At 54.7% G+C, this 19026-nt stretch carries 18 protein-coding genes and 2 tRNA genes; 10 read left to right on the forward strand and 10 right to left on the reverse strand.

The annotated features are described in order from the left end of the window. Positions 1-8: 8 nt before the first annotated feature. The 3 genes from truC to syd all read right to left on the reverse strand — a co-directional run bounded on the left by truC (position 9) and on the right by syd (position 2296). Positions 9-794 (reverse strand): tRNA pseudouridine(65) synthase TruC, encoded by a 786-nt coding sequence (gene truC / locus ACQG19_RS19645; protein ID WP_045902060.1) that lies wholly within the window; start codon positions 792-794, stop codon positions 9-11. Then, on the reverse strand, positions 791-1120 hold the full coding sequence (locus ACQG19_RS19650; protein WP_013098527.1) for a YqcC family protein: 330 nt from the start codon (positions 1118-1120) through the stop codon (positions 791-793). The genes truC and ACQG19_RS19650 overlap by 4 nt, the downstream gene beginning before the upstream one ends. A gap of 630 nt (positions 1121-1750) precedes the next feature. Beyond that, positions 1751-2296: a SecY-interacting protein gene (gene syd, locus ACQG19_RS19655; protein WP_246932407.1), complete on the reverse strand. Its 546-nt coding sequence runs from the start codon at positions 2294-2296 to the stop codon at positions 1751-1753. 68 nt (positions 2297-2364) lie between these two features. Here syd and queF point away from each other — a divergent pair, with 68 nt between their 5' ends. From queF to xni, 5 genes are all read left to right on the forward strand, one after another. After that, positions 2365-3207, forward strand: coding sequence for an NADPH-dependent 7-cyano-7-deazaguanine reductase QueF (queF, locus tag ACQG19_RS19660; protein ID WP_013098529.1), 843 nt, complete (start codon positions 2365-2367; stop codon positions 3205-3207). 116 nt (positions 3208-3323) lie between these two features. After that, complete coding sequence (gene ppnN, locus ACQG19_RS19665) at positions 3324-4688, forward strand: nucleotide 5'-monophosphate nucleosidase PpnN (protein ID WP_013098530.1); 1365 nt, start codon at positions 3324-3326, stop codon at positions 4686-4688. Positions 4689-5199: 511 nt separating this feature from the next. Further along, positions 5200-6495 carry an HAAAP family serine/threonine permease gene (locus tag ACQG19_RS19670; RefSeq protein WP_426725978.1) on the forward strand — a complete coding sequence of 432 codons (1296 nt, stop codon included), beginning with the start codon at positions 5200-5202 and terminating at the stop codon, positions 6493-6495. Positions 6496-6560: 65 nt separating this feature from the next. After that, the gene (locus tag ACQG19_RS19675; RefSeq protein WP_020689323.1) at positions 6561-7928 is read left to right on the forward strand and encodes an L-serine ammonia-lyase; all 1368 of its coding nucleotides are present in this window, start codon (positions 6561-6563) and stop codon (positions 7926-7928) included. A gap of 112 nt (positions 7929-8040) precedes the next feature. Continuing rightward, positions 8041-8796, forward strand: a complete 756-nt coding sequence (gene xni, locus ACQG19_RS19680) for a flap endonuclease Xni (protein ID WP_044157526.1) — start codon at positions 8041-8043, stop codon at positions 8794-8796. Between the two features lie 42 nt (positions 8797-8838). Here the strand turns inward: xni and rlmM are convergent, their stop codons facing one another. The 4 genes from rlmM to ACQG19_RS19700 all read right to left on the reverse strand — a co-directional run bounded on the left by rlmM (position 8839) and on the right by ACQG19_RS19700 (position 11861). Next, on the reverse strand, positions 8839-9939 hold the full coding sequence (gene rlmM, locus ACQG19_RS19685; protein ID WP_013098534.1) for a 23S rRNA (cytidine(2498)-2'-O)-methyltransferase RlmM: 1101 nt from the start codon (positions 9937-9939) through the stop codon (positions 8839-8841). Beyond that, a complete protein-coding gene (locus ACQG19_RS19690) occupies positions 9932-10327 on the reverse strand; it encodes a DUF423 domain-containing protein (protein ID WP_003862756.1) in 396 nt (131 codons plus the stop codon). The genes rlmM and ACQG19_RS19690 overlap by 8 nt, the downstream gene beginning before the upstream one ends. 39 nt (positions 10328-10366) lie before the next feature. After that, the gene (gene gcvA / locus ACQG19_RS19695) at positions 10367-11284 is read right to left on the reverse strand and encodes a glycine cleavage system transcriptional regulator GcvA (protein WP_246932409.1); all 918 of its coding nucleotides are present in this window, start codon (positions 11282-11284) and stop codon (positions 10367-10369) included. A 349-nt stretch (positions 11285-11633) separates the two neighbouring features. Continuing rightward, entirely contained in the window at positions 11634-11861 is a 228-nt protein-coding gene (locus ACQG19_RS19700; protein WP_008499648.1) for a YgdI/YgdR family lipoprotein, read from the reverse strand. Between the two features lie 192 nt (positions 11862-12053). Here ACQG19_RS19700 and csdA point away from each other — a divergent pair, with 192 nt between their 5' ends. After that, entirely contained in the window at positions 12054-13259 is a 1206-nt protein-coding gene (csdA, locus tag ACQG19_RS19705; RefSeq protein WP_246932411.1) for a cysteine desulfurase CsdA, read from the forward strand. Next, complete coding sequence (csdE, locus tag ACQG19_RS19710; protein WP_023622033.1) at positions 13259-13705, forward strand: cysteine desulfurase sulfur acceptor subunit CsdE; 447 nt, start codon at positions 13259-13261, stop codon at positions 13703-13705. Before csdA ends, csdE begins: the two co-directional genes overlap by 1 nt. On the opposite strand, the gene tcdA is transcribed toward csdE, so the two are convergent. Together tcdA and mltA are read right to left on the reverse strand one after the other, a co-directional pair. Further along, complete coding sequence (gene tcdA, locus ACQG19_RS19715; protein WP_014833111.1) at positions 13696-14502, reverse strand: tRNA cyclic N6-threonylcarbamoyladenosine(37) synthase TcdA; 807 nt, start codon at positions 14500-14502, stop codon at positions 13696-13698. The genes csdE and tcdA overlap by 10 nt on opposite strands. A gap of 76 nt (positions 14503-14578) precedes the next feature. Further along, on the reverse strand, positions 14579-15676 hold the full coding sequence (gene mltA / locus ACQG19_RS19720; RefSeq protein WP_013098540.1) for a murein transglycosylase A: 1098 nt from the start codon (positions 15674-15676) through the stop codon (positions 14579-14581). A 209-nt stretch (positions 15677-15885) separates the two neighbouring features. Between mltA and ACQG19_RS19725 the strand changes: the two genes are divergently transcribed. Together ACQG19_RS19725 and ACQG19_RS19730 are read left to right on the forward strand one after the other, a co-directional pair. Further along, positions 15886-15962: transfer RNA gene (locus ACQG19_RS19725), tRNA-Met, on the forward strand. Positions 15963-15995: 33 nt separating this feature from the next. Then, positions 15996-16072, forward strand: a tRNA-Met gene (locus ACQG19_RS19730). A gap of 88 nt (positions 16073-16160) precedes the next feature. On the opposite strand, the gene amiC is transcribed toward ACQG19_RS19730, so the two are convergent. Beyond that, positions 16161-17414 carry an N-acetylmuramoyl-L-alanine amidase AmiC gene (gene amiC, locus ACQG19_RS19735; RefSeq protein ID WP_013098541.1) on the reverse strand — a complete coding sequence of 418 codons (1254 nt, stop codon included), beginning with the start codon at positions 17412-17414 and terminating at the stop codon, positions 16161-16163. A 227-nt stretch (positions 17415-17641) separates the two neighbouring features. Here amiC and argA point away from each other — a divergent pair, with 227 nt between their 5' ends. Then, on the forward strand, positions 17642-18973 hold the full coding sequence (gene argA / locus ACQG19_RS19740) for an amino-acid N-acetyltransferase (protein WP_013098542.1): 1332 nt from the start codon (positions 17642-17644) through the stop codon (positions 18971-18973). Positions 18974-19026 lie beyond the last annotated feature (53 nt).

The following is a 19026-nucleotide window of genomic DNA, read 5'->3' on the forward strand; positions in this document are numbered from 1 at the left end:
TCCCTTAATTATTGCGCTTGCCGTTCATCCTGAACGTTGCCCGGAACAAACTCAACCCTTTCATTTTTGGGGAGTTGCCCCAGCCAGCCAAACTGTGACAGCGCCTGCATCCAGACATCATCGAGACCCGCATGGATCGTCAGAGGTTTGCCGGTAAACGGATGCGTCAGGCTCAATTCGCTTGCGTGCAGCATCAGACGATCGCAACCAAAATGTTCAGCCGCACTGCGGTTCTGGCGCAGATCGCCATGCTTGCTGTCACCGATAATCGGATGTCGCAAATGCTTCAGGTGTCGGCGGAGCTGGTGTTTACGTCCGGTTTTGGGCAAAAGCTCAACCAGGCTGTAGCGAGTGGTGGGAAATTTGCTGGTTGCCACCGGCATTTCAGTCGTCGCCATACCGCGATACTCGGTTACCGCAGGTTGTGGACCTTTGTCATCACGGGCATATTTATCGGCGATTTTGTCCAGCTCTTCCACCAGAGGATAGTCAAGCGTGGCGGCTTCTGTCAGCCAGCCACGCACGATCGCGTGGTAGCGTTTCTGGATCTGATGCTGCTCAAACTGCTGCGCCAGCAGACGACCCGCTTCGCTGGACAATCCCATCAGCAGTACACCGGAGGTGGGTCTGTCCAGGCGATGGGCGGTAAACACATGCTGACCAATCTGGTCGCGCACGGTCTGCATCACGACCACCTTCTCGTCACGATCCAGCCAGCTGCGGTGCACCAGCCATCCCGACGGTTTGTTCACTGCCACCAGCCACTCATCCTGATAGAGGATCTCAAGCGTCATGCGTCATCACCGGCAAACAGCGCATCCAGCTTTTCCAGCTCAGCCAGCATGACAGCACGCGCCGGGTGGGTGGCCTCCAGCGCCATTTCATAGTAAGGCGAGACCGCAAACGCCTGCGGCAGCGGATGACCACCCTCCAGCAGCGCATGCATACGGGGAATTAACACCCACTGGAGCCACTCAAACGGTGCCAGCGTATCCAGGCAGAACGGCTGGGTACTTGCGAACGCCTCTGGCTGCGGCGCGGTCTCCTGCCACAGCTGATGTTGGCGCAAAAGAGCTTCGATGGCGTGCAACCGGGCACGAACGCTATCGTGTTGCGTCATAGTAACCTCAACTGAAAAAATGAACGGCGCGCAGCATAGCATTGCAGGCAGCAGAAATAAAAAAAGGGAGCACTGTAAAAACAGTGCTCCCGGTTCGTTTCGCAGCATTCCAGCTACAATTTATGCTCCCTGCTCTTCCGTGACAACTTTTCCTGAAGCCCGAAGGCCTGTTCATCCGTAAACTGTTTGCATCCTGCACACATCGTCCTGATGTGTCTGTTTCATCCTGAAACGTCCTGGCCATCCTGACCCACCGATCATCCTGAGCGGTTCTCGTTCTCCTTCCTGGAGGTGTCCCTTACGCGTCCTGCGTGATCCTTTGCTTCATCCTGAAGCCTTCCTGCAGCGCCATCCTGACGTGTCCTGTGTGAGAAGCGCCATCATCCTGATGTTCGTTTCTCGTGTCGGCGTCCTGTCGACAGAGATAGAATCCGCTATTCCGCTTCGTCTTACAACCCACCCTGTAAGCGTTGTCAGCCTCTGAAAAGCGGGTTTGCTGCATCAGAATTTTATTAATCCTTTGATAATTATCATAATATTTTTCTTAATTACGTAAGGTAATACTGATCGTTGCGGCGATCTCTCACAAACCGTGTAAGAGATCTCTCACACGCGCTGTAGCATGATGGATTACAGAAGCGGCTCAAGTCGGGTAAGGAAATCCGCAAGTGAGGGGGCGAGGGTCTCGCGATTGCGGGTGCCGATTGTCTCTTTGATTACTTCACCAGACAGGTTGCAGACGGAAATAACATCCAGTTCACTGTCCAGCGTGGCAATAAAGAGTGTCGGAGAAAGCTTAAGGCGTTTTTGCGTGACCAGATGACCAATCAGGTTTTCCTGAACACGCTGCAGATCGTCTTCGCTCCAGGTCTGCAACAGCGTCAGCGTTATCTCACCAAAGCGGGCAGGCATATCCCCTGCAAACTGCGTGGTGTAGAACACGTGAACCGCTGGTTGTACCACAATGTCCATTGCCCGTTCAACCGCATTTACATTCTCCTCGACAGACCAGGGCTGCGGCTGCCAGATAACGTAGTCGTCCACCGAAGAGATAATGCAGGGCGAAGGCACACCATAGAGATCAGCACTTTGCGGCCAGGTGCCCCGGGTGTCATGCCATGCGTCGCAGTAACGGGTCGTGAAGGTCTTAAGGGCATTTGCAGTTTCGATATCCACCGATTTCTCTCTTCTGGTAAGACAGGATAAACTCAGCCCTAAGTGTACCTGTAAAGTGACTATGAAACATGTCTTACGAAAATCATCAGGCGTTAAGTGGCTTAACGCTGGGTAAATCGACCGATTACCGCGACACCTACGATGCCAGCCTGCTGCAGGGCGTTCCGCGCAGCCTTAACCGCGATCCTTTAGGGCTGCGTGCAGACGCGCTGCCGTTTGTCGGCGGTGATATCTGGACGCTGTATGAGCTCTCCTGGCTGAATGCTCGCGGTCTGCCGCAGGTGGCGGTAGGCCAGGTTGAGCTGGATCATGCCAGCCTTAACCTGGTGGAATCCAAAAGCTTCAAGCTGTATCTCAACAGTTTTAATCAGACCAAATTCACCAGCCTGGAAGAGGTTCAGCACACGCTGGAGCGTGATTTACGCGCCTGTGCCCAGGGCAACGTGACCGTTGCGCTGTATCGCCTGAATGAACTGGAAGGGCAACCTGTCGCCCATTTTAACGGCACCTGCATCGACGATCAGGATATCGAGGTGGATAACTACGAGTTCAGCGCCGGGTACCTGGAAAATGCGGCAAGCGGGAAGATCGTGGAAGAGACGCTCGTCAGCCATCTGCTGAAGTCCAACTGCCTGATCACCCACCAGCCGGACTGGGGTTCTGTGCAAATCCAGTATCGCGGCCCCAAAATTGACCGGGAAAAGCTGCTGCGCTATCTGGTGTCGTTCCGCCATCACAACGAATTCCACGAGCAGTGCGTGGAGCGCATCTTCAGCGATATTCAGCGCTTCTGCCAGCCAGAAACGCTGAGCGTGTACGCGCGCTACACCCGTCGTGGCGGGCTGGACATTAACCCGTGGCGCACCAATACCGATTTTGTACCTGCAACGGGCCGACTGGTGCGTCAGTAATATAAATATTTTCACAATATGCGCGGGTAATGCAGCGCTTTAGGTTGTGAAACGTCACGCGGCAGGGCTATTGTAATCAGCAGGGAATGACGATAATCGTCCCATAAGGAGCTCACTTGATTACACATATTAGCCCGCTTGGCTCAATGGATATGTTGTCGCAGCTGGAAGTGGACATGCTTAAACGCACGGCCAGCAGCGATCTTTATCAACTGTTTCGTAACTGTTCACTTGCCGTACTGAACTCCGGAAGCCTGACAGACAACAGTAAAGAACTGTTATCCCGCTTCGAAAGCTTTGATATCAACGTGCTGCGCCGCGAGCGCGGCGTAAAACTTGAAGTGATCAACCCGCCGGAAGAGGCCTTCGTCGACGGGCGGATTATTCGTTCCCTGCAGGCCAACCTGTTTGCCGTGCTGCGTGACATCCTGTTTGTTAACGGGCAGATCCACAACGCGGGCCGCTTCCAGCATCTTGACCTGGAAAGCTCGGTTCATATCACCAACCTGGTGTTTTCTATTCTGCGTAACGCCCGTGCCCTGCACGTTGGCGAAGCACCGAATATGGTCGTCTGCTGGGGCGGTCACTCCATTAACGAAACCGAATACCTGTACGCCCGTCGGGTGGGTACCCAGCTCGGTCTGCGTGAGCTGAATATCTGCACCGGCTGTGGCCCAGGCGCGATGGAAGCGCCAATGAAAGGTGCCGCCGTGGGTCATGCCCAGCAGCGTTATAAAGAGGGGCGCTTTATCGGCATGACCGAGCCGTCGATCATCGCCGCTGAGCCACCTAACCCGCTGGTCAACGAGCTGATTATCATGCCGGATATCGAAAAGCGCCTGGAAGCGTTTGTCCGTATCGCTCACGGCATCATCATCTTCCCGGGCGGCGTGGGTACGGCAGAGGAGCTGCTCTATCTGCTGGGGATCCTGATGAACCCGGCCAACAAAGATCAGGTTCTGCCGCTGATCCTGACCGGGCCGAAAGAGAGTGCCGACTACTTCCGCGTGCTGGACGAGTTTATCGTGCATACGCTGGGTGAAGCCGCGCGTCGTCACTATCGCATTATCATTGACGATGCGGCAGAAGTGGCGCGTCAGATGAAAAAAGCGATGCCGCTGGTGAAAGAGAACCGTCGTGATACCGGTGATGCCTACAGCTTTAACTGGTCAATCCGTATTGCGCCGGATCTGCAGATCCCGTTCGAGCCTTCGCATGAGAATATGGCGAACCTGAAACTCTATCCTGACCAGCCGGTAGAAGTGCTGGCTGCCGACCTGCGACGCGCCTTCTCGGGCATTGTGGCGGGTAACGTGAAAGAGGTGGGGATCCGCGCCATCGAGCAGTTTGGCCCGTATAAGATCCACGGTGACCCGGAGATGATGCGCCGCATGGACGACATGCTGCAGGGCTTTGTCGCCCAACACCGTATGAAGCTGCCGGGCTCGGCGTATATTCCTTGCTACGAAATCTGCACATAAGGCGTTAATCGTTCTTCTGAGGGCCGGGGCGCGTTCTGTCGTTACCCGGCCTTTTTTTCGCATCAATTCATAGTCATTGCTTATAGAATTTATAAACTGCACGCCAACGCAAACGATTACCTGGATTTTAAAACCATAAATTATCAGCTTTAAAGCAAATTACTCATCAGAAAATCCTAAAACCCACCATCTTTACAGCGCAAGACACCTATCTTCGGGGCCGCTCTTTCCGGACATATGTTGTTAATGGTAGCCTTCGCGCCCGTAAATTCTCTTTGATGTTTTTTTAACAGAGAAATGGTCTAAATATACCCACATCATGAGTGGATTATTGCATTTGGGATCGCGATCACTGATACATTCATAAGTAGAATGTATCTTTCCGCCCGCCAATAGTTACGGGTAAAAATTATTAAAAAACCGTCACTGAACGAATTTCATATTACCGTCAGGCATTTTTTCATCGGATTTGACTACAAACCTGACAATTTGCTTCCTCCAGGAGATACAGATGGAAACCACTCAAACCAGCACCGTTGCTTCGATTGAATCCCGAAGTGGTTGGCGCAAAACGGATAACATGTGGATGCTTGGCCTTTACGGCACAGCAATCGGCGCTGGTGTACTGTTCCTTCCTATCAACGCAGGCGTCGGCGGTCTGATCCCGCTGATCATTATGGCCATCATCGCGTTCCCGATGACCTTCTTCGCACACCGCGGTCTGACCCGCTTCGTGCTGTCCGGTAAAAACCCGGGCGAAGACATCACCGAAGTGGTTGAAGAGCATTTCGGCGTTGGCGCAGGGAAACTGATTACCCTGCTCTACTTCTTCGCCATTTACCCGATTCTGCTGGTTTACAGCGTGGCGATCACCAACACCGTTGAAAGCTTCATGACGCACCAGCTGCAGATGACGCCGCCACCGCGTGCCATTCTGTCCCTGATCCTGATCGTCGGTATGATGACCATCGTGCGCTTCGGCGAGCAGATGATCGTTAAAGCGATGAGCGTTCTGGTGTTCCCGTTTGTTGCCGCACTGATGGTGCTGGCCTGCTACCTGATCCCACAGTGGAACGGTGCGGCGCTGGAAACCCTCTCCCTGAGCAGCGCATCTGCAACCGGTAACGGCCTGATGATGACCCTGTGGCTGGCGATTCCGGTAATGGTCTTCTCCTTTAACCACTCCCCGATCATCTCTTCCTTCGCCGTGGCGAAGCGTGAAGAGTACGGCGCAGGCGCAGAGAAGAAGTGCTCCAGCATCCTGGCACGTGCACACATCATGATGGTGCTGACCGTAATGTTCTTCGTCTTCAGCTGCGTACTGAGCCTCTCCCCGGCGGACCTGGCAGCAGCGAAAGAGCAGAACATCTCCATTCTGTCTTACCTGGCGAACCACTTTAACGCACCGATTATTGCGTGGATGGCACCGATCATCGCCATTATCGCCATCACCAAATCCTTCCTCGGCCACTACCTGGGCGCACGTGAAGGTTTTAACGGTATGGTGATCAAATCTCTGCGCGGTAAAGGCAAGAGCATTGAAATCAGCAAGCTGAACAAAATCACTGCACTGTTCATGCTGCTTACCACCTGGGCCGTTGCTACGCTGAACCCAAGCATCCTGGGCATGATTGAAACCCTGGGCGGTCCGGTTATCGCGATGATTCTGTTCCTGATGCCGATGTACGCAATTCAGAAAGTCCCTGCTATGCGTAAGTACAGCGGTCATGTGAGCAACATCTTTGTGGTCATCATGGGGCTTATCGCTATCTCTGCGATCTTCTACTCCCTGTACACCATGTTCTGATTATCACCCGCGCCGTCCCCGGACGGCGCACTCCTTCCTCTCTGACTGAAAGCAATGGACGCATCATGATTAGCGTATTCGATATCTTCAAAATCGGTATTGGTCCTTCCAGCTCTCACACTGTCGGACCAATGAAAGCCGGTAAGCAGTTCACGGATGACTTGATTGCACGCGGCATCTTGCACGACATCACCCGCGTGGTTGTCGATGTGTACGGCTCGCTTTCCCTGACCGGGAAAGGCCACCATACCGATATCGCCATTATCATGGGCCTGGCGGGAAACCTGCCGGATACCGTTGATATTGATGCGATCCCTGGCTTTATCCAGGACGTAAACACCCACGGTCGCCTGCTGCTGGCAAACGGCGAACACGAAGTGGAATTCCCGGTTGACCATTGCATGAATTTCCATGCGGACAACCTGTCGCTGCACGAAAACGGCATGCGCATTACCGCGCTGGCCGGCGACACTGCGGTTTACAGCCAGACCTATTACTCTATCGGCGGCGGGTTTATCGTCGACGAAGACCACTTTGGTCAAACCAGCACCTCATCTGTTGACGTGCCGTATCCGTACAAAACTGCGGCCGATCTCCAGCGTCACTGTCAGGAGACGGGGCTTTCCCTCTCCGGTCTGATGATGAAAAACGAGCTGGCCCTGCACAGCAAAGCGGAGCTGGAACAGCACTTTGCTAACGTCTGGGAGGTGATGCGCGGCGGGATTGAACGCGGGATCACCACCGAAGGCGTTCTGCCCGGTAAGCTTCGCGTACCGCGTCGTGCGGCCGCGCTGCGCCGTATGCTGGTGAGCACCGATAAAACGACCACCGACCCAATGGCCGTCGTAGACTGGATCAACATGTTCGCCCTGGCGGTGAACGAAGAGAACGCCGCAGGGGGGCGCGTGGTCACGGCGCCAACCAACGGCGCCTGCGGTATCGTTCCGGCCGTACTGGCGTACTACGACAAGTTTATCCGTGAAGTGAATGCCAACTCGCTGGCGCGCTACCTGCTGGTCGCCAGTGCGATTGGTTCTCTGTATAAGATGAACGCCTCCATTTCCGGCGCGGAAGTGGGCTGTCAGGGTGAAGTGGGCGTGGCCTGTTCCATGGCCGCTGCGGGTCTGGCAGAGCTGTTAGGCGCAAGCCCGGCGCAGGTTTGCATCGCCGCCGAAATCGGCATGGAGCATAACCTGGGGCTGACCTGTGACCCGGTTGCCGGACAGGTTCAGGTGCCGTGTATCGAACGTAACGCGATCGCCTCCGTGAAGGCAGTGAACGCCGCACGAATGGCACTGCGCCGCACCAGCGAGCCACGCGTCTGCCTCGATAAGGTTATCGAAACCATGTACGAAACCGGTAAAGATATGAACGCCAAATACCGTGAAACCTCTCGCGGTGGTCTGGCAATGAAGATCGTGACCTGCGATTAAGCCTCTCAGGAAGCCTCGTTTTGCGAGGCTTCTTCCTGTTTTCCCCGCCGCGCATAGTTTCATACCGCTGACAGTGTTACCCTTCCTTCATGAGACAGAAGGGAGATTATCTGTGGCTGTTCATTTGCTTATCGTCGACGCGCTCAACCTGATTCGCCGGATCCATGCAGTGCAAGGCACGCCCTGTAAGGACACCTGTTTGCACGCGCTGGAGCAACTTATTCGCCACAGCGAACCGACGCATGTCGTGGCCGTATTTGATGACGAGGCGCGTAATTCCGGCTGGCGACATCAGCGTTTGCCAGACTATAAAGCCGGACGCGCCCCCATGCCGGACGATTTGCATTCAGAAATGCCGATGATTCGCTCGGCATTCGAAAAGCGCGGCGTGCCCTGCTGGGGCGCCCAGGGCAATGAAGCGGACGATCTCGCGGCGACGCTTGCGGTCAAAGTGGCCAGCGCCGGGCATCAGGCAACCATTGTGTCGACGGATAAAGGCTACTGCCAGCTGCTCTCACCCACTATCCGCATTCGTGATTACTTCCAGAAACGCTGGCTCGACGCCCCGTTTATTGCCAGTGAATTTGGCGTCTCGCCTGAGCAACTTCCTGACTACTGGGGGCTGGCGGGGATCAGCAGCTCTAAGGTGCCGGGCGTTGCCGGTATTGGGCCTAAAAGCGCCGCACAGCTGCTGACGGATTTTCAGAACCTGGAAGGGATCTACGCCCGGCTCGATGAAGTTCCGGAAAAATGGCGTAAGAAGCTGGAGGCCCATAAAGAAATGGCCTTTATCTGCCGGGATGTGGCGACGTTACAGACGGATTTACAGCTGGACGGGAATTTGCAGCAGTTGAGGTTAGAGCGTTAAAAGTCCCCTCTCCCCGTTGGGGAGAGGGTTAGGGTGAGGGGCCTATCGCTCGTCGCGACGCCCGCCCACGGCCGCCCACCAGCGACGAATATGCACCGTCACCTCTTCGCGATCGTGATACAGCTGACGCGCCTGGATCTCCACGTTAATGCCGTGTTCATCCAGTTGCTGCTGAATATAGGCCAGGTTCTGAGAGACCTCCTCATAGCGCTTTTTCATTGGCAGCTTGAGGTTAAAAATCGTCTCACGGCACCAGCCGTTCACCAGCCAGGAGGCCATCAGTGCCGCCACTTTCGCTGGTTTTTCCACCATATCGCACACCATCCAGGAGATGTTATTGCGGGTTGGACGATAGCGGAAACCGTCTTCACGCAGCCACGTGACCTGCCCGGTGTCCATCAGGCTTTGCGCCATCGGGCCGTTATCAACAGACGACACCCACATGTTGCGTTTCACCAGCTGATAGGTCCAGCCACCTGGGCACGCGCCGAGATCGACCGCGTACATGCCGTTGGCCAGACGCTCATCCCACTCATCCGCCGGAATAAAGACGTGAAACGCCTCCTCCAGCTTCAGGGTTGAACGGCTCGGCGCATCAGCCGGGAACTTCAGGCGTGGGATCCCCATAAAGAACGGAGAGTTGTTGTTGGTATAAGAGTAACCGGCGTAGCAGCAGCCCGGGGCAATAAAGAAGATATGCACGACCGGACGTTTTGGCGTTTCGTAGTTTGTCAGCACGCCGGCATCACGCAGCGCCGCGCGCAGCGGTACGGTGAACTTACGGCAGAACTTCATCAGCTCTTTGCTTTCGTTGGTGTCGGCCACTTCAACGCGCAAATCGCCCCCCTTCTCGACCACGCCCTGCAGCATGCCCACAATCGGGGTGATGCGATCTTCTGGCGGGAGATCTTTCAGCAGCTCACCCGCGACGAACATCTGGCGCGCAAAGATCAGTGAACTGAACGGCAGCTCGCGTGCCAGCTTATCCGCATCGTCAGGCTGGTAGCATTCGAACACCACATAGCCCGCATTATCCTTAACGCGCGCAAAACCGAAGACTTCTCGCTTCGCCGCTTTATCCGTAATTTCCGCGGCGCACTCTTTCTCAAACCCCGGGCGACAATATAAAACAACCTTATTCATGAACAACGCCCTTGCGTTTCAGACGGATAGCTCCGATAAACATTAATACCCACCCTGCCAGGAAGCTGACGCCGCCGACAGGTGTAACAAACGCCCACAGGCGCAAATGCGAGAGCGCAAGGCAGTAAAGGCTGCCGCTGAACAGCACCGTACCCAGCGCCAGGAAAACGCTGCTCCAGTAAAACCAGATGCTGATGCGGCGCTGCATCGCTACCGCCAGCCCAAAAATAGCCAGCGTATGGAACGCCTGGTATTCAAGGCCGGTCTGGATCCAGCCCATCTCCACCACACCCAAAGACTTGCTTAAGACATGTGCGCCAAACGCGCCCAGTGCAACAAAAATAAAGCCACTCACCGCGGCAAAAATCAGCATGAATCGGCTGGTCATGTTTCAGTCCTAAAGTAATGCGTGCCCGGCACACAAAAGTTATTGTTCATACCTGAAGCGGAATTTTTCTTGCTCGCGCGCCGCTTTCGCCAGTATCCACTGCCGGAAAGCGGCTATTTTACCCAGTTCTGCCTGACTGTCATGACAAACCAGATAAAACGCATTCTTGCTGACCAGTACATCATTAAAAGGGCAAACCAGACGGCCGGCCTCAATTTCGGACTGCGCCATGACGTTGTTCGCCAACGCAATGCCCTGTCCGTGAATGGCAGCCTGTAGCACCATCGCACTGTGGCTAAAGATGGGGCCCTGCTGCACGTTTATATGATTAAGACCTAATTGACGGGTATAAGTTTGCCAGTCGCGGCGAGAAGCATCGTGTAACAGCGTATGTTGTGCCAGATCGGCGGGCGTTTTTAACGCTTTATCGCCTGTCAAAAGCAGCGGTGAACAGACTGGCAGCAGATATTCTGCGTATAATTTCTCGACACGCAAGCCCGGCCAGTTACCACGCCCATAAAAAATGGCAACGTCCACATCGTCCGCCAGTTTGTCTTCCTGACGATCCACCGCCTGGATCCTGACATCAATTCCCGGATAAGCTGAGTTAAAGCTTGAGAGTCTGGGCACCAGCCACTGGATGGCAAAACTGGGCAATAAACTGACCGTCAGTGCGCCTTTTGCACTCCTGGCCTGCAGCTTGCGCGTGGCTTCCGTGAGCTGGGAAAAAATCTCTTTAATATCCTGAAAATAGCTCTGCCCCTCTTCCGTCAGCAACAGCGAACGGTTGCGTCGGCGAAACAGCTTGAGGCCCAGAAAATCCTCCAGGGACTTGATTTGGTGACTTACTGCGGCCTGTGTCACAAAAAGCTCATCTGCTGCGCGGGTGAAGCTTAGATGACGTGCTGCTGCATCAAAAACACGTAATGCATTTAGGGGTGGCAATCGCTTGGACATGGTTATCTGGCTTAGATGTTAACGAGATTTAACAAACAGGAAACAACGTTTAACCTATTAGTTTTTTTTATCTGAGCCATTATAATTTGTCCGTTGAGGAACTACCAGCAAATACCTATAGTGGCGGCACTTCCTGAGCCGGAACGAGAAGCTTTTTTTGGAATGCGTGTTCTGAAGAGCTTTTGGCTTACGGTTGTGATGTTGTGTTGTTGTGTTTGCAATTGGTCTGCGATTCAGACCACGGTAGCAACGCTACCAATTTTTCACTTCCTGTACATTTACCCTGTCTGTCCATAGTGATTAATGTAGCACCGCCAATTTGCGGTGCTTTTTTTTGCTTAGCGATCTGTTAATGCTCGATCTCTTTCATCTCTTTCACGTCCGTGCGGTTGATCTGCTGCTTGTTCCCGTTAGCATCTTTGTATGAAATCATCCCGGTATCGTTATCGGTTGTCGGTTTCCCTTCCGAAACAATGGAACGACCATCGTTAGTGTGCATGACGTAGTTGTTACCAGAACAGGCGCTCAGGGCAAAAGTAAACGCACAGGCAGAAATGATTGCAGCTGTCTTATTCATGATTCTTCTCCTTTAGCAATTAATGCTATTCAAACCTCGATTTATAACAGGCTAAAACATCCGCCTAACACTATTTAGCATAACCTGCTTTTTCAGGGGCGTTGGGATAAGCAGACAATTCTGATAGATATCAACCTCCTTGCCCTGCCGCTGAAATTGCGCGACGATCTCAGTAATGCAATGAGGAATTCCATGAACGCTTTCAGCCCTGCGCAGTTTCGCGCACAGTTTCCGGCGCTGGCCGATGCCGGTATTTATCTCGATAGCGCTGCCACAGCCTTAAAGCCGCAGGCGGTTATTGAGGCAACGCAGCAGTTTTATAGCCTGAGCGCAGGCAATGTGCATCGTAGCCAGTTTGCCGAGGCCCAGCGCTTAACCGCACGCTACGAAGCCGCACGCGATCAGGTTGCTCGTCTGCTCAATGCCGAAAGCGGGAAAAACATCGTCTGGACGCGGGGTACCACCGAAGCCATAAACATGGTGGCCCAGTGTTATGCACGCCCACTGCTTCAGCCCGGAGACGAGATCATCGTCAGTGAAGCGGAACATCACGCCAACCTGGTCCCATGGCTGATGGTGGCAGAGCAAACAGGGGCACGGGTGGTGAAGCTCCCGCTGGGGACAGATTACCTGCCGGACGTAGTACAGTTACCGGAGGTGATTACACCGCGCAGCCGCATTCTGGCGCTTGGACAGATGTCCAACGTCACCGGTGGCTGCCCGGATTTGGCGCAGGCTATCCGCATCGCGCATGCCAACGGCATCATAGTGATGGTTGACGGCGCGCAGGGCGTGGTCCATTTCCCGGCCGATGTGCAAAAACTGGATATCGATTTTTATGCCTTCTCAGGGCATAAGCTCTACGGACCAACCGGTATCGGGGCGCTGTACGGTAAGCCTGAGCTGCTGGCAAAAATGACGCCGTGGCTCGGTGGCGGCAAGATGATCGCGGAAGTCTCTTTCGAGGGCTTTAAAACCCAGGACATCCCTTACAGGCTGGAAGCGGGTACGCCAAACGTGGCGGGCGTCATTGGCCTGAGCGCCGCGCTCGAATGGCTCGCCGAAACGGACATTGTCCAGGCGGAGAGCTGGAGCCGGGGTCTGGCGACGCTGGCTGAAGAGGAGCTTAAAAAACGCCCTGGCTTCCGTTCGTTCCGCGTGCAGGATTCAAGCCTGTTAGCCTTTGATTTTGCGGGCGTACACCATAGCGACATGGTGACCCTGCTGGCAGGATATGGCATTGCGCTGCGTGCCGGGCAGCACTGTGCCCAGCCGCTGCTGGCAGCGCTTGGCGTGAGTGGTACACTGCGCGCCTCGTTTGCACCTTACAATACCCAAAGCGATGTCGACGCGCTGATTTCCGCGGTTGACCGCGCCCTTGAACTCCTGGTGGATTAATGACTAGCTCAGCTTTAGCCGGACATCCGTTTGGCACAGTGATCACAGAAGAAACGTTAAAACAGACCTTCGCGCCGCTCACACAATGGGAAGATAAATATCGTCAACTGATCCTGCTGGGTAAGCAGCTTCCGGCCCTTTCTGACGATCTCAAAGCGCAGGCAAAAGAGATCGCGGGCTGTGAAAACCGCGTCTGGCTTGGGTTCAGCGTATCCGGTGAGAAACTGCATTTCTTTGGCGACAGCGAAGGACGTATCGTTCGCGGTCTGCTGGCGGTGCTATTAACCGCCATCGAAGGGAAAAGCGCGGCGACGCTACTGGCGCACTCGCCGCTGGCTCTGTTCGATGAGTTAGGGCTGCGCGCGCAGCTAAGCGCCTCGCGCGGTCAGGGCCTGGTCGCCCTTAGCGAAGCGGTGCAGGACGCCGCCCGTCAGGCTCAGGCCTGACGTTCCGCCTTCGCCATCATCTTTTTCAGTGCGTGAGACACCGCCACAAAGCCAAAAGAGGCGGTCACCATAGTGGCCGCGCCAAATCCTGAGGCGCAATCCATCCTTTTTGGCCCTTCCGCCGTGCTTTTCATTGCACACACCGAGCCGTCCGCCTGCGGATACACCAGCGCTTCGGTCGAGAAAACACAGTCGACGCCCAGCTTGCCCTTGCTGTTTTTCACCACGTTAAAATCGCTTTTCAGACGTTCACGCAGCTTGGCCGCCAGCGGATCCTGAATGGTTTTGGCCAGATCGGCCACCTGGATCTGTGTGGGATCGATTTGTCCGCCTGCGCCACCGGTGGTCACCAGTGGCACCTTGTAACGACGACAGTACGCAATAAGCGCCGCTTTTGGACGCACGCTATCGATCGCGTCAATCACGTAGCTGTAGCCCTTACTCATATAGTCTGCGACATTATCCGCCGTCACAAAATCATCAATCACCGTGACCCGACATTCCGGGTTGATCAGGCGGATACGCTCTGCCATGACCTCAGATTTTGCCAGGCCGACGTTGTCACGCAGGGCATGGATTTGACGGTTGGTGTTGGTGACGCACACGTCATCCATATCAATCAGCGTGATTGCGCCAATACCGGTTCTCGCCAGCGCTTCTGCAGCCCACGAGCCCACACCACCAATGCCCACGACGCAGACATGCGCATCCGCAAACAGCTGCAGGGCTTTTTCACCATAGAGACGTGCCGTACCGCCAAAACGCTGGCGCCAGGCGTCGCTGATTACCACAGACATAAAACCTCAGATGTAAAAAGGGTGAGGTTTTTCCTCACCCTGAACAGTAATCCGTATTCCGCTCAGAATACCACAATCAGCCGCTGAATACGTTTCCGGCGCCAGGCGCTGTCTTCAGCACCCATACGCGGCCATAGTGGTTATACCAGCCCGCCCGGTGACCGGCATCCGGACCAATTCCCTGATAAATATCGAAGTGCTGTCCTTTAATCGCGCCACCAACGTCCAGTGCCACCATCAGACGTAGCTCGTACTGGCCGTTAAATTTACCGTTATTATCCAGCAGCGGCACTTCTGCCAGCAGCGTGGTGCCCGCAGGAATGATGGAACGATCCGATGCTACCGACGCACGGCCAATCAGCGGCACGGCGCTCGCCCCTTTCACCGGCGCAAAGTTTTGCGGTTTGAAGAAGACGAACGACGGGTTCTGCTCCAGCAGCTCGCGTACCTCAGCTTCACTGTGTTTTTCGCCCCACTCGCGGATCGCCTGCATCGACATATCTTCTTTTTTCACTTCGCCACGGTCGATCAGCACTTTACCAATGCTGCGATAGGCATGGCCGTTTTTACCGGCGTAGCTAAAGAAGTTCAGCGGAGAACCGTCACCAAAATCGATGTAGCCGCTGCCCTGAACGTCCATGATGAAGTTATCCATCAGGGAGTTGCTGTAAGCCAGGACGTAGTTTTCGCTAAGCGCACCGGCGTAGATCTCTGCGCGGGACGGCAGGCGACCACGTTTTGGCGGCATACGATAAATAGGATACTGGAATTCGCCCTGACGCGTATGTCGCGCCTGGATAACCGGGGTGTAATAGCCGGTAAACTGCACGTTGCCGTAGTTGTCCGCCCCTTCCATCTGCCAGGCGTCGATACCAAACTGACGCATATTGCGCGTATCGCCGCCCGCGCGCAGCCAGTCCTGCACCGCGTTATAGACGCTACTCTGGGCACCATACAGGCGCGGCGACGCATTGCGGATCTGGTAAACCTGCTCGGAGAAATCACCGGCGTTGATCGGTGCGCCGACAGCATCCGGCTGGTTAACTAAAGAGAAAGGCTGGGATAACTTCCCGTCTTTATACTGTTGACCGCGATCGGTCGGTTTAGAAGAACAGGCCGCAAGAATGGCTACCATTGCGCCCGTGATCAGATACTTTGCCCAACGTCCTTTCATTATATCTCGTCTTTAAGTTGCCCATTTCCGCGTGATGAAGATAACAAACCCACTGTTCTAATGAAACGGAATCACATGCCCTTTGGCAAATTCTGAGCAAAAAATAGTCCAAAGGTTTCAACGTCGTTCAATTTACATACAAAATTAATGAATTATGTGAAAAAGGGGTTGCATCACAAACCTAACCGAGTATAGTGCGCTTCCACGGACGCGGGGTGGAGCAGCCTGGTAGCTCGTCGGGCTCATAACCCGAAGGTCGTCGGTTCAAATCCGGCCCCCGCAACCAATCAAATTTGATGAAGTAAAAGCAGTACGGTGCCGCGGGGTGGAGCAGCCTGGTAGCTCGTCGGGCTCATAACCCGAAGGTCGTCGGTTCAAATCCGGCCCCCGCAACCAATACTTCTAAAAACAATAAACACCCTTAAGGGTGTTTTTTTGTATCTGTCGTTTGTGAATTTGCCGGGGGTTAACCCGGCGTTCAGCACTATCCACGTCGTGCCAGCGTCGCCCCGTCAGAGAAATACGCCCGGATCCCTGCCAGAATCGACTCAGCCACTTCCTGCTGGAATTTGGCCGTCTTGAGCTTACGCTCCTCTTCCACGTTACTGATAAACGCCGTTTCAACCAGGATAGACGGAATATCCGGTGCCTTCAGCACCGCAAACCCGGCCTGCTCGACGCTGTTTTTGTGCAGCTTATTGACCCGCCCCAGCTTGCCCAGTACCGCTTTACCAAACTTCAGGCTGTCGGTAATGGTCAGCGATTGCACCATGTCGAACATGGTGTGATCAACGTAGCGGTCGCCGCTTTTGCTCACACCACCGATGAGATCCGAGGCGTTCTGCGTGTCCGCGAGGTAACGCGCCGCGGTACTGGTCGCCCCTTTGGTCGAGAGTGCAAATACTGACGATCCACTCGGCTGACGGCTGGTAAAAGCATCAGCATGGATAGAGACGAAGAGATCCGCCCGCTGCTTCTGGGCTTTTGCCACGCGGACTTTCAACGGAATAAAGACGTCTTCATTACGCGTCATGTAGGCGCGCATGTTGCCCTCTCTATCGATTAACGCCTTCAGACGGCGGGCAATCTGCAACACCACATCTTTTTCCCGCGTCCGGTATTTGCCTACCGCACCCGAGTCTTCTCCGCCGTGGCCAGGATCGAGCATGATCACAATCGGGCGATCGCGCCCTGCTTTTCCGGGCTGCGGACCACTCTGCGCAGGCGGAACCTGTTTCTCCAGATTGCCCTGGTTGTAGTCTTCCAGTAACGCCAGGAGCGGATCCTGAATGTCCGTTGCATTCGCCGGATAGAGATCCATCACCAGACGCTCTTTGAACGATGCCACAGGCGCAAGGGCGAACAGCTGCGGTTTCACGTTCTGCTTGAGTTCAAACACCATGCGCACGGTTTGCGGATCAAACTGCCCAACGCGCGCCGATTTGATAAACGGATCGTCACCGCGGATCTGCGCCGCCATCCCCTTCAGAACGGAGTTCAGGTTAACGCCTTCGAGATCCACCACCACACGCTCAGGGTTGCTCAGGGCAAATTGCTTATATTTCAGCACCCGATTGGATTCCACCGTCACACGCGTATAGGTTGACGACGGCCAGACGCGCACCGCCACCACCTGACTTGTGGCGGCAAGACCCACCTGGCTGACGCTGAGCAGCCACATCGCCCCTGCCCCTTTTAACAAACGGCGGCGGCTTATTGCTGAATTGGATCCCGACATGCTTCTCCCGAGCAAGAAATCTGATTGACAGACAAAACATCAAAATTGACCGAAAACTTTAACGAATGACGCATAAACTGTCATCTATAAAAGGGTAAACAATCATACGTTAACGCACGGATTACTTATTATTTTCTGTGGGTCGCAGAAAATTTAGGCTTGCACATGCGGCCACAATCGAATAAAAATACACAAATTACGAATAAACATTCATTAAGGGTTGTGCCATGGTGAAGGAACGTAGAACCGAACTGGTCCAGGGATTCCGCCATTCTGTTCCCTATATCAACGCCCATCGGGGAAAAACGTTTGTCATCATGCTCGGCGGCGAAGCCATTGAGCATGAAAACTTTTCCAGCATCGTCAATGACATTGGCCTGCTGCACAGCCTCGGCATCCGCCTGGTGGTGGTGTATGGTGCGCGTCCGCAGATCGATGCGAACCTGGCCGCACACCATCACGAGCCGATTTATCACAAGCATACCCGCGTTACGGATGCCAAAACCCTTGAGCTGGTGAAACAGGCAGCGGGTCTGCTGCAGCTTGATATCACCGCGCGTCTGTCCATGAGCCTGAACAACACGCCGCTTCAGGGGGCGCATATCAACGTCGTCAGCGGTAACTTCATCATCGCTCAGCCTCTTGGCGTGGACGACGGGGTAGACTATTGCCACAGCGGACGCATTCGTCGTATTGATGAGGAAGCCATTCATCGTCAACTGGACAGCGGTGCCATTGTGCTGATGGGGCCGGTGGCCGTTTCCGTAACCGGCGAGAGCTTTAACCTCACTTCAGAAGAGATTGCCACCCAGCTGGCGATCAAACTGAAGGCGGAGAAAATGATTGGGTTTTGCTCCTCTCAGGGCGTCGTGAACGAAGAAGGGGTGATCGTGCCAGAGCTCTTCCCGAATGAGGCCCAGGCCCGCGTGGAAGCGCTGGAAGCCGAGGGAGATTACTACTCTGGTACCGTCCGGTTCCTGCGCGGTGCTGTGAAAGCCTGCCGCAGCGGCGTGCGTCGCAGCCACCTGATCAGCTATCAGGAAGACGGTGCTCTTCTGCAGGAGCTGTTCTCCCGCGACGGTATCGGCACCCAGATTGTAATGGAGAGTGCGGAGCAGATCCGCCGCGCCACCATTAACGATATCGGCGGTATTCTGGAGTTAATTCGCCCACTGGAGCAGCAAGGGATCCTGGTACGCCGTTCCCGCGAACAGCTGGAAATGGAGATCGATAAATTTACGATTATCCAGCGCGATAATCTGACCATCGCCTGCGCCGCGCTCTATCCGTTCCCGGAGGAGAAGATCGGCGAAATGGCCTGCGTTGCCGTCCATCCAGACTACCGCAGCTCTTCACGCGGCGAGATGCTGCTTGAGCGCGTGGCGGCTCAGGCGCGCCAGATGGGCCTGAGCAAGCTGTTCGTTTTGACCACGCGCAGTATTCACTGGTTCCAGGAGCGCGGATTTACGCCTGTGGATATTGATTTGCTGCCTGAAAGTAAAAAAGAGATGTACAACTATCAACGCCGCTCAAAGGTGCTGATGGCCGACCTGGGATAACAGATCCTTCGCCGGGTGGCGTTGCGCCGACCCGGCCTCTCTTTCTCACCTCG

Source organism: Enterobacter cloacae complex sp. 277I4 (assembly GCF_050031465.1).
Lineage (GTDB): Bacteria > Pseudomonadota > Gammaproteobacteria > Enterobacterales > Enterobacteriaceae > Enterobacter > Enterobacter cloacae.

What these genes read in the sequence shown, in the direction of transcription:
- csdA (WP_246932411.1), top strand. Translation starts at nt 12,054, where the DNA reads ATGAACGCTTTCAGCCCTGCGCAGTTTCGCGCACAGTTTCCGGCGCTG.
- queF (WP_013098529.1), top strand. Translation starts at nt 2,365, where the DNA reads ATGTCTTACGAAAATCATCAGGCGTTAAGTGGCTTAACGCTGGGTAAA.
- ACQG19_RS19650 (WP_013098527.1), bottom strand. Translation starts at nt 1,120, where the DNA reads ATGACGCAACACGATAGCGTTCGTGCCCGGTTGCACGCCATCGAAGCT.
- mltA (WP_013098540.1), bottom strand. Translation starts at nt 15,676, where the DNA reads ATGAAAGGACGTTGGGCAAAGTATCTGATCACGGGCGCAATGGTAGCC.
- ACQG19_RS19675 (WP_020689323.1), top strand. Translation starts at nt 6,561, where the DNA reads ATGATTAGCGTATTCGATATCTTCAAAATCGGTATTGGTCCTTCCAGC.
- gcvA (WP_246932409.1), bottom strand. Translation starts at nt 11,284, where the DNA reads ATGTCCAAGCGATTGCCACCCCTAAATGCATTACGTGTTTTTGATGCA.
- amiC (WP_013098541.1), bottom strand. Translation starts at nt 17,414, where the DNA reads ATGTCGGGATCCAATTCAGCAATAAGCCGCCGCCGTTTGTTAAAAGGG.
- ACQG19_RS19700 (WP_008499648.1), bottom strand. Translation starts at nt 11,861, where the DNA reads ATGAATAAGACAGCTGCAATCATTTCTGCCTGTGCGTTTACTTTTGCC.
- tcdA (WP_014833111.1), bottom strand. Translation starts at nt 14,502, where the DNA reads ATGTCTGTGGTAATCAGCGACGCCTGGCGCCAGCGTTTTGGCGGTACG.
- truC (WP_045902060.1), bottom strand. Translation starts at nt 794, where the DNA reads ATGACGCTTGAGATCCTCTATCAGGATGAGTGGCTGGTGGCAGTGAAC.
- ACQG19_RS19690 (WP_003862756.1), bottom strand. Translation starts at nt 10,327, where the DNA reads ATGACCAGCCGATTCATGCTGATTTTTGCCGCGGTGAGTGGCTTTATT.
- csdE (WP_023622033.1), top strand. Translation starts at nt 13,259, where the DNA reads ATGACTAGCTCAGCTTTAGCCGGACATCCGTTTGGCACAGTGATCACA.
- argA (WP_013098542.1), top strand. Translation starts at nt 17,642, where the DNA reads ATGGTGAAGGAACGTAGAACCGAACTGGTCCAGGGATTCCGCCATTCT.
- ACQG19_RS19670 (WP_426725978.1), top strand. Translation starts at nt 5,200, where the DNA reads ATGGAAACCACTCAAACCAGCACCGTTGCTTCGATTGAATCCCGAAGT.
- rlmM (WP_013098534.1), bottom strand. Translation starts at nt 9,939, where the DNA reads ATGAATAAGGTTGTTTTATATTGTCGCCCGGGGTTTGAGAAAGAGTGC.